Here is a 12,069-nt window from a genome sequence, read left to right as displayed (position 1 = left end):
CCCCGGCGGAGCGTTCTGCCCCGGAACATTTCCGGATCATCACGAACTCGCCATGGCCGAGACGTATCCTTTCTGCTGTAACCCGCGGTAACATCCCGGCCACGCACCGCCGGTGAACAACTCGGTACGCACCGCACGTACCACTGCAGAGCGGTACCGAGCTGCACGCCCCAGGAGAGCTGCCATGTCCGTGTCCGTGCCTTACCCCGCCGCGTCCGACTACGACGGCGTGCCCCAGCTCGTCGAGCCGGAGATCCGCCGGCTGGACGGCGAGGTGCGCGAGACGTCGGTGCCCCCGCTCGTGCCGCCGCCCACCCACGGCTCGCTCGCCGACCTGCCGTTCGAAAACGCGGACGCGGCGCCCGACGCCCGTGTCCTCAGCCGCCGCGCGGAGGACGGCGGTTGGGCGGACGTCACCGCGGCGGAGTTCGCGCGGCAGGTACTGGGCCTGGCCAAGGGGCTGATCTCGGAGGGGCTGGTCCCCGGCGACCGGATCGCCGTGATGGCGCGGACGATCTACGAGTGGACGCTCCTGGACTTCGCGGCCTGGGCCGCGGGCCTGGTGACCGTCCCCATCTACCCGACCTCCTCGGTCTTCCAGACCCGCTGGATCCTCCAGGACTCCGGCGCGGTGGCCCTCGTCACGGAGAACGCGGGGCAGGCGGCGGCCCTCGGCCCGGAGTTGAACCAGCTGCCGGACCTGCGGCACATGTGGATCGTCGAGAAGGGCCACCTCGACCGGCTCGCCGAACTCGGGCAGCCCGTCCCCGACCAGGAGGTCGGCGTGCGGCGCGGCATGCTCGTCCCCGACACGCTCGCCACGGTCGTCTACACCTCGGGCACCACCGGCCGTCCCAAGGGCTGCGTCCTCACCCACGGCAACTTCCTCTCCGAGGTCGACAACGCGATCGAGCTGCTCTACCCGATCTTCAAGTCGAAGGCGGACGACCCCTCCACTCTGCTCTTCCTGCCCATGTCGCACGTCTTCGGCCGCATGGTGGCGATCGCCTGCGTCCGCGCCCGGGTCCGCCTCGGCCACGCCCCGAGCCTGCAGGCCGAGGATCTACTCGCCGACCTGGCCGCCTTCCGCCCGACCTTCCTGCTGGTCATTCCCTACATGCTGGAGAAGGTCTTCAACAACGCGCGCGCCAAGGCGGAGAGCGGCGGCCGGGTCTCCGTCTTCGACCGCGCCGTCAACGTCGCCGTCCGCCACGCCGAGGCGACGGAGGCCCGCCACGCCGGCACGGGCTCGGGCCCGAGCACGGCCCTGAAGGCGGCCCGCACCTTCTACGACCCGCTGGTCTACCGCCGTATACGCAACGCCATGGGCGGCAGGATCCGGCACATCATCTCCGGCGGTTCCCCGCTCGGCCGCCGTCTGGCCGCCTTCTACGCGGGCGCGGGCCTGGAGATCTACGAGGGCTACGGCCTCACCGAGTCGACCGGCGCCGCGACCGTCACCCCACCGCTCAAACCCCGTCTGGACACGGTGGGTTGGCCACTGCCCGGGACCAGGGTGCGGATCGCGGCCGACGGCGAGATCCTGCTCAGCGGCGGTCAGATCTTCCGCGGCTACTGGGACCCGCACGGCGGTGGCGTGATCCCCTCGCAGACCGAAGGCTGGTTCCCCACCGGGGACATCGGCCGTCTGGACGAGGAGGGCTATCTGACCATCACCGGCCGCAAGAAGGAGATCCTGATCACCGCGGGCGGCAAGAACATGGCCCCGGCCCCGCTGGAGAACTGGCTGCGCCAACACCCGCTGATCTCCCAGGTGATGGTCGTCGGCGACCGCCGTCCCTACATCGCGGCGCTCATCACCCTCGACATGGACGGCCTCAGCCACTGGCGCCGGATGAACGGCAAGCACCCGGTCCCGCCGGAACTCCTGGTCGACGACGAGGAGTTGAGAGAGATCCTGCAGCGGGCGGTGGACGAGGCGAACAAGCTGGTGTCGCGGCCCGAGTCGATCCGGCGGTTCGCCGTGCTGCCCCGCGACTTCACCGAGGCGGAAGGGCATCTGACCCCGTCGATGAAGCTCCGCCGGGAGGTCGTGCTGCGGGACTTCGAGGCGGAGGTCGAGGGCCTGTACGCGCGGTGAACGGCCGCGTGTGACCCGCCCCACAGTCCGTGTGAAGCTAACGAAACGTTTGCGTTTCGTTGCCCGGGTGGCATACGTTGGCATGGTTTGCTGTACGAAACAGTTTCGGACCGATGTGCTGAGCAACTAGCCCCCTGAGGGGAGTACCACCTTGGAAGCCATCCCGGTCGCCACCGTCCAGGCCGGGCCCTCCGGCCAGACCCAAGCTCCGTCCAAACACCGCTGGTGGGCGCTGGCCGTGATCGGTCTCGCCCAGCTCATGGTCGTGCTCGACGCCACGATCGTGAACATCGCACTGCCCTCCGCCCAGCAGGACCTGGGCTTCGACAACAACGGCCGGCAGTGGATCGTCACCGCCTACTCGCTGGCCTTCGGCAGCCTGCTGCTCCTCGGTGGCCGCCTCGCCGACCTCTTCGGCCGCAAGACCACCTTCGTCGTCGGCATCGTCGGATTCGCCGCCGCCTCCGCGCTCGGCGGCGCGGCGAACGGCTTCACGATGCTGGTGATCGCCCGCGCGGTGCAGGGCCTGTTCGGCGCCCTGCTCGCCCCGGCGGCGCTCTCCCTGCTGACCACCACCTTCACCGAGGCCAAGGAACGCGCCAGGGCGTTCGGCATATTCGGCGCCATCGCCGGTTCCGGCGCGGCCGTCGGCCTGGTCCTCGGCGGTCTGCTCACCGAGTACCTCGACTGGCGCTGGACGCTGTACGTCAACGACGTCATCGCCGTTCCCGCGCTGATCGGCGCGATCGTCTTCATCAGTCGTTCCGTCCCGGCCGAGCGGCCCAAGCTGGACCTCCTCGGTGCCCTCCTGGTCTCCGGCGGCCTGTTCGGCGTCGTCTACGGCTTCGCCAACGCGGAGACGCACGACTGGGACAACTGGATGACCTGGGGCTTCCTCGTCGCGGGCGGGGTCCTGCTGGTCGCGTTCTTCCTCTGGCAGACCCGGGCCGCACACCCCGTACTGCCGCTGCGCGTCCTGGCCGACCGCGACCGCGCGGCCGCCCTGTCGACCGTGCTCATCTCCTCCGCCGGCATGTTCGGCGTCTTCCTCTTCCTGACGTACTACCTCCAGTCGACGCTGGGCTATTCACCGGTCAAGAACGGTGTGGCCTTCCTGCCGATGGTGGCCGCGCTGATGGTGATGGCGCAGCTGTCCACCAACGTGCTGGTGCCGAAAATCGGCCCCAAGATCGTCGTACCGGTCGGCATGCTCCTCGCCGTGGGCGGCATGATCTGGCTGACCCGCCTCGGCCTGCACAGCGGATACGCCTCGGACGTGCTGGGGCCGCTGCTGCTGCTCGGTGCCGGACTCGGCATGTCGATGCCCGTCGCGATGAGCTACGCCACCCTCGGCGTGCAGGCGAGCGACCAGGGCGTGGCCTCGGCGGCCGTCAACACCACCCAGCAGGTGGGCGGTTCGATCAGCACCGCGCTGCTGAACACGCTCGCCGCCACCGCCGCCACCAACTACGCCAAGGACCACCTGAGCGACCCGCTGGTCAAGGCGAACGCGGCGCTGCACAGCTACGAGGTCGCCTACTGGTGGTCGGCCGGCTTCTTCGCCTTCGCCGTGATCGTCACGGCGCTGCTGTTCCGCGCGAAGAAGAGGACGAGCGAGCCTGCGGAGGAGGCCGGGACGCCCGTCGAGGCCACGGTCCCGCAGACGCCTGCCGCCGCCGCGAAGGCCACCACGGCCGTGCTCCCCGCCGCGACCGCGGCCGCCGTCCGGGGACAGGTGCGCGACGGTACGGGCGCGCCCGTGCCCAGCACCGCCATCACCCTGCTCGACAACTCCGGCCGCCAGCTGGCCCGAGCCGTCTCCGGCCCCGACGGCACGTACGCCGTGGAGACCGCCGAGCACGGCAGCCTCGTCCTGATCGGCTCGGCGCCCGGCTACCAGCCGCAGGTCGTCACGCTGACCCTGAACGGCGCCCCCGTCTCCCACGACCTGGTGATCCTGCCGAGCCCCGGCGGACTGACCGGCACCGTGCGCGGCGGCGATGGGGAGGTCCTGCCCGGCGCGCTGGTGGTCGCGACCGACCAGCACGGTGACGTGACCGGGTCCACGACGACCGGCATGGAGGGCGGCTACCGGATCGGCGACCTGCTGCCCGGCGACTACACGCTGAGCGTCAGCGCCCCCGGCCACCGCCCGGCCGCCGTACCCGCCACCGTCACCACCGAGACCGCCCGCTGCGACGTCCAGCTGACCGTCGCGGCGACCCTGCGCGGCACGGTGCACACGCCCGACGGACGGGCGCTCGACGACGCCCGGGTCACGCTGATCGACGCCGCCGGCAACGTCGTCGGAACCCGCACCACGAGCGTCGACGGCAGCTACGCCTTCACGGACCTCTCCAGCGAGCAGTACACGGTGATCGCCAGCGGCTACCCGCCGGTGGCGACCCAGGTCACGCTGGACGGCAGCCACGAAGGCGTCGACATCCTGCTGGGCCACAAGGAGTCCTAGGACCCATCGACCCCCATGCGGCAGCGTCCGCCACCCGGAGTCCCGGGCGGCGGACGCTGTCGTACGCGGTCCTGATGCTCAGCCCAGGGACGGCAGTCGCTCACCCTGCACGGCCTGGATGTCGAGTTCCACGCGCAGGGTGGCGCCGATGGCGGCGACGCCCGCTTGGACGACCTGGTTGTAGTTCATGGCGAAGTCCTCGCGCCGCAGCTCGGTGGTGGCACGGAAGGACGCCCGCAGCCCGCCCCAGGGGTCCGGGCCGGTGCCCAGGTACGACAGGTCCAGATCGACTGGCCGGGCCACGCCCCGCAGGGAGAGCTCGCCGTGCACGGTCCAACGGGCCTCGCCGGCCGGGGTGATGCCCGTACTGCGGTAGGTGATCTTCGGGTGGGTGTCCACGTCGAGGAAGTCGGCGGAGCGCAGATGGCCGTCGCGCATTCCGTTGCCGGTGTCGATCGAGGCACCCTCGATGACCGCCTCCACGCTCGACGCGAGCGGGTTCTCCGCGACCTCGATCCGCCCCCCGAACTCCTTGAACCGCCCGTGGACACTGGTCAGCCCGAGATGCTGGGCCACCGCGCTGACGCTGGAGTGGGCGGGGTCGATGGTCCACGGCCCGGGCGGCGGAAGCTCCACGCCACCGGCCCGGGCCAGTACGAGCGAGCCGAGGTCGGCGCCGCCGGCGGCGGTCACGATGGCGGTGGAGGCGACGGGGGCGTAGCCGACGGCGGTGACGATCACGGTGTACGTGCCGGGCGCGAGGGCGTCGGTGACGACGAGCCCCTCCGCGGTGGCCTCCTGGCGGACCGCCTGCTGCCCGGCCATGTCGGTGACGGTCAGCACGGCGTGCGGGACGGCCCAGCCGTCCTTGGTACGGATCCGGGCCCGCAGGCCGCCTGTGTGGGTGCTGGTCATGAACGCTGCCTCTCGAAGTGCTCAGGCGGTGACGCTGTTCCGGGACGGGGGAGGCGCGGTGAGGACGGGGAGGACCACGGCGTCGACGTACGCCCGCAGGAAGGCGCGGGTCGGGGGCAGGTCCTCCAGCAGTCCGCGGGCGACCAGGGCGCCGAGGAGCATGTGGGCCGCGTGGTCCAGGGCGGGGGTGTCGGCGTGGATCTCGCCGCGGTCGACGGCGCGCCGCAGCACGCGCTGGAAGGCGTCCAGCTCCACGTCGAGGATCCGTTCCCGGAACACCCGTCCCAGGTCCGGATTCCGGTGCATCGCCACGGCGAGGCCGCGCATGAGCGACGACGTCTCCTCCATGGTGTCCTCGGCCGCGCGGTCGAGCAGGACGTCGAAGTCCTCTCGCAGTGATCCCGTGTCCACGTCGGCGACGACGCCGGGCCTCTTGTGCCGCATCGCCTCGACGACCAGCTCGACCTTGCCGCCCCACTGGCGGTAGAGCGTCGCCTTGCTGGTCCGGGTGCGGGTGGCGACGGCGTCCATGGTCAGTCCGTCGTATCCGACCTCGCCGAGCAGCTCCAGCACGGTCTCGTACAACTCGCTCTCGCGCTCGGCCGTGAACCGACTGCGCCGCGACGTCGCGACCTCGGTCACTTCCCTCACCGCCCCAGGTGAACGATACGGTTTCGTACGTATTCTTACCCCTTCGAGGCTACCCTGTGCGACTGCAAAACGAAACAGTTTCGTACGCGCCGGTTTACTTCGTGGACGTGAGGAAGGCGGCCCAAGCGGTGGGGGAGACGGTGAGGTGGTGGCCGTCTTCGGGGTGGTGCTTGGAGTCGCGGATGTGGACGGTGGCGGGGGTGAGGGCGACTTCGAGGCATTCGCCGCCCCCACCGCTGCTGTAGCTGCTCTTGAACCAGGTGAGTTCGTCAGCGTTCATAGTCGTCCCCGCAGTCTCTCGATCAGGTCCAGTGACTCGTTGGGCCTGAGGGCGTGTGCTCTGAGGAGTCCGTAGCGCTCGTTCAGGACGCGAACTTCTTCCGCGTCGGTGATCAGTCGTGGGTACGTGTGGATCTCCACGTACGCTACCTGCTCCCCCTTCTTGACCGTCAGGAGGTTGAACGGCCCATCCATGCTGGGCTGTTCCTCGCGGTACATCGGCATCACCTGGAGCGCGACGGTCCGCATGTTCCCGATGAGCAGCAGGTTCTCCAACTGGGCCGCGCTCACCTCAGGACCGCCGACGGGCCGCAGCAGAACGCTCTCGTCGAGGACGAAGCTGAACGTCGGCGATGGCCACAGCTCGAGGATCCGCTGTCGGGCCATACGGTCGGCCACCCTCTTCTCGATGGTCTCCTCGCTCAGAAGGGGACGCCATTGCGAGAACACTGCCCGGGCGTACTCCTCGGTCTGGAGCAGCCCCGGTACCAGTTGGTTGCTGTAGACATGCAGCGCCGTAGCCTCGGCCTCCAGCGCAGCGTACCCCCGATACCACTCCGGATGCCTGGTCCGCGCCTTCGCCATCGCCTCCTTGACGTCCGGGATCACCTCCTTCAACAAGCCGCCCGCGTCCAGCAACTCGTCCGCCTTCTCCAGGAAGTCCGGCTGGGGTGTCCGTACGCCCCTTTCCATCGCCGAGATCTGGTCCGGCCCGTACGACACCAGCTCGCCGAACTCCTTCTGCGTCAACCCCCTCCGCTCCCGCAGCAGCCTGAGCATCTTGCCCAGGGCCGTGAACAAGCCCGTCGTCCCCTCGGCCTCCGCCGGTGTCTCCGGCCTCCGCTCTTCCACAGCTCCACCCTCCCGCCCGACGACCCGTACTCCGCACCGAACGCAGCCGTACAGCTACTCACAGTCGCCACGTTGCTCCTGGTCAGGGTAGAGACAACCCAGCACTCTCAGTCACGTGAACGCCGAAATCTCCACCCCCGCAAGCACCCCGACCGCCGAACTGACCCAGCGCCTCAGCTCGACGCCCCGAGGCGCACGCCTCGCCCGGCACCTCACCGCGCAGCAACTGCACACCTGGGGATTCCCGCACGACAGCGACCTGAACGACACCGCTCAGCACGTCGTCGCGGAGCTCGCCGCCAACGCCGTCACCCACGGCCGCGTGCCCGGGCGGGACTTCGAGCTGAGGCTCTTGCTCCGGCTCTCGGAGGACACTCTGCGTATCGAGGTGAGTGACGCCCGCGGAGACCGGCAGCTGCGGTTTGCCGCCGACCGGGACGGCGAAGGAGGCCGCGGGCTCGTCCTCGTGACGCTTCTCGCCGCCGCCTGGGGTGTTACCCAACGTGCCGTCGGCAAGACCGTCTGGGCCGAACTGCCCCTCAAGGAGCCGAAGTCGACCCCCGCCGTCGGCTCTCGACGACCGTGTCCGCGAACGCCCGCGCCGGAGGGCTGAGCGCGTCCCAGCGCCGTACGGCCCATCCGACGGCAAGGGGGCGCAGGGCCGGGACCGGGATGAGTCGCAAGGTCCCGTCGCCGGGCACCGCGAGCCCCGGCAGCGCGGGTACCAGCGCCCGGCCCACCCCCAACTCGGCCAGCAGCAGTGCCGTGTCCCAGTCCGCGACACTCGTGTCGTAACCGAAGCCGATCCCCAACTCCGCGCAGGCCGACTCCAGATGCGCGGCCGACGCCGAGTTCGGGGGGAGGCGGATCAGGCGTATGTCGTTCAGCTCGGCCGCGTCCAGAGACGGACGTCCGGCCCACACGTCGTCGTCCCTCACCGCCAGCACCCACGGCAGTTCGACGACCGCCCGCTGCTCGATCCCCCGGACCGGCGGACCGAGGGTGATCCACGCCAGGTCCAGCGTGCCGTCGGCCAGCGCGTCGAAACTGCCGCGGCCCGAACTGACCGTACGGAACTCGACGTTGACCCTCGGATAGCGGCGCCGGAAGCGAACCACCGCGTCCGACATGAAGTGCCGTACGGTCGTCGCGCCCGTCGCGACGCGGACGTACCCGCTCTCGCCCTCGACCATGTCCCGCAACTGCCGTACGGCGAGGTCGAGTCCGGAGATCCCCTCGGCCGCCGCGGCCTCCAGCACCCGGCCGGCCTGCGTCGGGACGACCCCGCGCGGCTGCCGTTCCAGAAGCGCCACGCCGGTCTCCCGCTCAAGCCGCTTGACGTGCTGGCTGACCGCCGACTGGGTGCAGCCCAGATCGCGCGCGACCGAACTGAGGCTTCCGGCCCGGCACACCGCCACGAACACACGCAGGTCGTCGAGGGTCACAACCCCCAAGCTAACACTTGGAGTTGGGCAGAAATCCCAAGGATTGACTGTGCGGAGGGCGCGGTACGACGATCCTCTGAGGGCCCCCAAGGGCGGCAACCCGCTCCAGGCGCCGGAGCGGGTGCCGACCCATACGCCGAAGGGACTTCACCGTGCCCCCGACCGTCCTCACCCCCCAGCACCGAGCCACCGCCCTGATGCGGGACCTCGGCGCCGACCGTCAGCCGCACCCCGGCGGCACGCTCCTCGCCCATCTCGACCGGGTGCGCGAGCGGCTCGCCGGCTGGGGTGCGCGGCCCGCGCTCCAGCTGGCCGGCCTCTGTCACGCCGCCTACGGCACCGACGGATTCCCGACAGCGCTGCTGTCGCTGGACCGGCGGGGCGAACTCGCCTCCGTGATCGGGCCGGAAGCCGAGGAGATCGTCCATCTCTACGCGAGCTGCGACCGCAGGGCCACCTACCCCGATCTCGCGACCCCGGGCGGCCTCTTCCACGACCGGTTCACCGGCCGGACCCATGCCCTCGCGAACCACCTCCGCCGGGACTTCGCGGAACTCACCGCCGCCAACGAACTCGACCTCGCCCACCGCAACCGCGACTTCCGCACCCAGTGGGGTCCCGAACTCCTCGCCCTCTTCAGTCGCTTCCAGCCCCTGCTGACCCAACGTGCCTGGCAGGACTGCCTCACCGTGCTCGGCCCCGGCCGGCACGGCTCTTGACTTCCCAAGACCCCCGCGCCACATTCCGGTCCCCTTGTCCTCATCCGGTAGAAGGGACCGACATGTCCACAAGCGCGGACCGTGCGAGACGAACAGCCCGACCCCGACCCACCCGTAGACAGGTGCTCGGTACGACGGCCGGCGCGGGGCTCGCCCTCGCGGCGGGCGCCCGCGGTGCCGGTGCCGCCGATCTGCCCGTGCTCGGCACGTACGACGTCGTCGTCATCGGTTCCGGTGCCGCCGGGATGACCGCCGCCCTGACCGCGGCCAAGCAGGGGCTCGGTGCTGTGGTCGTGGAGAAGGCGGCCACCTTCGGCGGGTCGGCGGCCCGTTCCGGAGCCGGGGTGTGGATCCCCAACAACTCCGTGATCCTCGCCGCCGGCGTCCCGGACACCCCCGCCAAGGCCGCCGCCTATCTCGCCGCCGTGGTCGGATCGGACGTCCCCGCGGCGCGGCAGCAGGCCTTCCTCGCCCACGGCCCCGACATGATCTCCTTCGTCATGGCCAACAGCCCGCTGCGGTTCCGGTGGATGGAGGGCTACAGCGACTACTACCCCGAGCTGCCCGGCGGCCTCCCGAACGGCCGCTCCATCGAACCCGACCAGTTCGACGGCAACCTCCTCGGCGCCGAACTCGCCCATCTCAACCCGCCGTACATGCAGGTCCCCGCGGGCATGGTCGTCTTCAGCGCCGACTACAAGTGGCTCGCCCTCGCCGCCGTGAGCGTCAAGGGCGCCGCGGTCGCCACCGAGTGCCTGGCCCGCGGCACCAAGGCGGCGCTGCTCGGACAGAAGCCGCTGACCATGGGGCAGTCGCTCGCCGCCGCGTTGCGCAAGGGGCTCATGGACGCCGGGGTGCCGGTGTGGCTCAGCACCCCGCTGACCAGCCTGTACGTCGAGGGTGGTGCCGTCACCGGCGCGGTCGTGACGAAGAACGGCACCTCCGGGCTCGTACGCGCCCGCCGTGCCGTCGTCGTCGGCTCCGGCGGGTTCGAGCACAACGCCTCCATGCGGGCCCAGTACCAGCAGCAGCCCATCGGGACCGACTGGACCGTCGGCGCGAAGGAGAACACCGGGGACGGGATCCGGGCCGGGCAGCAGGTGGGCGGCGCGCTCGGGCTGATGGAGGACGCCTGGTGGGGACCGGCCATCCCGCTGCCCGACCAGCCGTACTTCTGCCTCGCCGAACGCACCCTCCCCGGCGGCCTGCTCATCAACGCGGCGGGCGCGCGGTTCGTCAACGAAGCCGCCCCCTACAGCGACGTCGTCCACACCATGTACCGGCGCAATCCCACTGACCCGGACATCCCGGCCTGGCTGATCGTCGACCAGAACTACCGCAACCGGTACCTGTTCAAGGACGTCCTCCCGACCTTCACCTTCCCCGACAACTGGTACAGCTCCGGCGCCGCCCACAAGGCATGGACCCTCGACGCCCTGGCTTCCTCCGTCGGCGTCCCGGCCGCCGCGCTGCGCGCCACCGTCGACCGCTTCAACTCCCTCGCCCTGAAAGGGACCGACCCGGACTTCGGGCGCGGAGACAGCGCGTACGACCACTACTACACCGACCCGTCCGTCCTCCCGAACTCCTGCCTCGCCCCGCTCTGGCTGCCGCCGTACTACGCCTTCCGCATCGTCCCGGGCGACCTCGGCACCAAGGGCGGTCTGGTGACGGACGCGCGGGCGCGGGTCCTGCGGGCCGACGGCTCCGTCATCCGCGGTCTGTACGCCGCCGGGAACGCCAGCGCCGCCGTGATGGGGCACAGCTACGCGGGCGCCGGGTCGACCATCGGTCCCGCGATGACGTTCGGCTACATCGCGGCTCTGGACATCGCCGGAGCGCTCTAGGGGGTGGTGGTCGCGGCCGGTTTGCGGGCTATGAGGAAGGCCTGCGGGGACGTCTCGCCGAGGCTCTCGTCGGCCTCGCGAACCGTCCGGGAATGGAGTGCGAAGCCGGCGTCCGTCAACAGTCCGGCCATGACGTCCGGTTGGCGGCGCTGGAAGGTCAGCGACACGTCGTGACCGAAGGGGCGGTCGTGGTGGCGGTGCTTGTCGCCCGCCTGAAAGGCGACCAGCAGCGGTCCGCCGGGTGCCAGCACCCTGTGGAACTCGGCGAAGAGGGCGGGCAGCCGGTCCACAGGGGTGTGGATGGACGAGTACCAGGACAGCGCGCCCGCCAGCGACCCGTCGGGAAGGTCAAGGTCCAGCATCGAGCCCTGCTCGAACCGCAGACCCGGATTCTCCCGGCGGGCGATCGCCAGCATCGACTCCGACAGATCGAGGCCGTAGATGTCCAGCCCCAGGGCGGCGAGACGCGCGGTCGTGCGGCCGGGACCGCACCCCAGGTCGGCCACCGGCCCCTCGCCCTCCACCAGGTCGGCGAAGACGTCGAGTATCGCCCGCTCCAGCGGCCGGCCCTTCAGCTCCTCCTGGAACAGGACGGCGTAGTCCTCGGCGATGGCGTCGTAGAACACCCGCGTCTCGGTCAGGAACCCGGTCTCGGTCTCGGAGTAGGTCATGGTCGAAACCGTAGCGACCGCCACTGACAACCGACCGGGCTCCGCCCCGCCACACCACGGCCACTGTCCCGGCGGCCCCCAGCACCACCACCGCGAACGGCGCCACGCCAGTAGGCCCC

11 protein-coding genes are annotated in these 12,069 nt (G+C 70.7%); 5 read left to right on the top strand and 6 right to left on the bottom strand.

Going from position 1 to position 12,069, the window contains the following annotated elements:
• Positions 1-184: 184 nt before the first annotated feature.
• A complete protein-coding gene (locus GRC12_RS34630; RefSeq protein ID WP_208783850.1) occupies positions 185-2,101 on the top strand; it encodes an AMP-dependent synthetase/ligase in 1,917 nt (638 codons plus the stop codon).
• Between the two features lie 151 nt (positions 2,102-2,252).
• Positions 2,253-4,571 carry an MFS transporter gene (locus tag GRC12_RS34625; RefSeq protein ID WP_244374235.1) on the top strand — a complete coding sequence of 773 codons (2,319 nt, stop codon included), beginning with the start codon at positions 2,253-2,255 and terminating at the stop codon, positions 4,569-4,571.
• A gap of 78 nt (positions 4,572-4,649) precedes the next feature.
• Here the strand turns inward: GRC12_RS34625 and GRC12_RS34620 are convergent, their stop codons facing one another.
• The 4 genes from GRC12_RS34620 to GRC12_RS34605 all read right to left on the bottom strand — a co-directional run bounded on the left by GRC12_RS34620 (position 4,650) and on the right by GRC12_RS34605 (position 7,268).
• Positions 4,650-5,486 (bottom strand): YceI family protein, encoded by an 837-nt coding sequence (locus tag GRC12_RS34620; protein WP_208783848.1) that lies wholly within the window; start codon positions 5,484-5,486, stop codon positions 4,650-4,652.
• A gap of 21 nt (positions 5,487-5,507) precedes the next feature.
• Positions 5,508-6,128: a TetR/AcrR family transcriptional regulator gene (locus GRC12_RS34615; protein ID WP_208783854.1), complete on the bottom strand. Its 621-nt coding sequence runs from the start codon at positions 6,126-6,128 to the stop codon at positions 5,508-5,510.
• 103 nt (positions 6,129-6,231) lie between these two features.
• The gene (locus tag GRC12_RS34610; protein ID WP_208783847.1) at positions 6,232-6,417 is read right to left on the bottom strand and encodes a DUF397 domain-containing protein; all 186 of its coding nucleotides are present in this window, start codon (positions 6,415-6,417) and stop codon (positions 6,232-6,234) included.
• Positions 6,414-7,268, bottom strand: a complete 855-nt coding sequence (locus GRC12_RS34605) for a helix-turn-helix domain-containing protein (protein ID WP_308286706.1) — start codon at positions 7,266-7,268, stop codon at positions 6,414-6,416. The genes GRC12_RS34610 and GRC12_RS34605 overlap by 4 nt, the downstream gene beginning before the upstream one ends.
• A 115-nt stretch (positions 7,269-7,383) precedes the next feature.
• Here GRC12_RS34605 and GRC12_RS34600 point away from each other — a divergent pair, with 115 nt between their 5' ends.
• The gene (locus GRC12_RS34600) at positions 7,384-7,881 is read left to right on the top strand and encodes an ATP-binding protein (RefSeq protein ID WP_208783846.1); all 498 of its coding nucleotides are present in this window, start codon (positions 7,384-7,386) and stop codon (positions 7,879-7,881) included.
• Here the strand turns inward: GRC12_RS34600 and GRC12_RS34595 are convergent.
• Positions 7,808-8,713: a LysR family transcriptional regulator gene (locus GRC12_RS34595; protein WP_208783845.1), complete on the bottom strand. Its 906-nt coding sequence runs from the start codon at positions 8,711-8,713 to the stop codon at positions 7,808-7,810. The two genes, GRC12_RS34600 and GRC12_RS34595, sit on opposite strands and share 74 nt — an antisense overlap.
• A 197-nt stretch (positions 8,714-8,910) precedes the next feature.
• Between GRC12_RS34595 and GRC12_RS34590 the strand changes: the two genes are divergently transcribed.
• Together GRC12_RS34590 and kstD are read left to right on the top strand one after the other, a co-directional pair.
• Entirely contained in the window at positions 8,911-9,432 is a 522-nt protein-coding gene (locus tag GRC12_RS34590; RefSeq protein WP_208783852.1) for a DUF6817 domain-containing protein, read from the top strand.
• 62 nt (positions 9,433-9,494) lie between these two features.
• Positions 9,495-11,279, top strand: coding sequence for a 3-oxosteroid 1-dehydrogenase (gene kstD / locus GRC12_RS34585; protein ID WP_208783844.1), 1,785 nt, complete (start codon positions 9,495-9,497; stop codon positions 11,277-11,279).
• On the opposite strand, the gene GRC12_RS34580 is transcribed toward kstD, so the two are convergent.
• Positions 11,276-11,950, bottom strand: a complete 675-nt coding sequence (locus GRC12_RS34580) for a class I SAM-dependent methyltransferase (RefSeq protein WP_208783843.1) — start codon at positions 11,948-11,950, stop codon at positions 11,276-11,278. The two genes, kstD and GRC12_RS34580, sit on opposite strands and share 4 nt — an antisense overlap.
• Between the last annotated feature and the right edge of the window lie 119 nt (positions 11,951-12,069).

It is taken from the genome of Streptomyces griseorubiginosus, assembly GCF_017614965.1.
Lineage (GTDB): Bacteria > Actinomycetota > Actinomycetes > Streptomycetales > Streptomycetaceae > Streptomyces > Streptomyces griseorubiginosus_B.
This window is presented reverse-complemented; position numbering and strand designations above follow the sequence as displayed.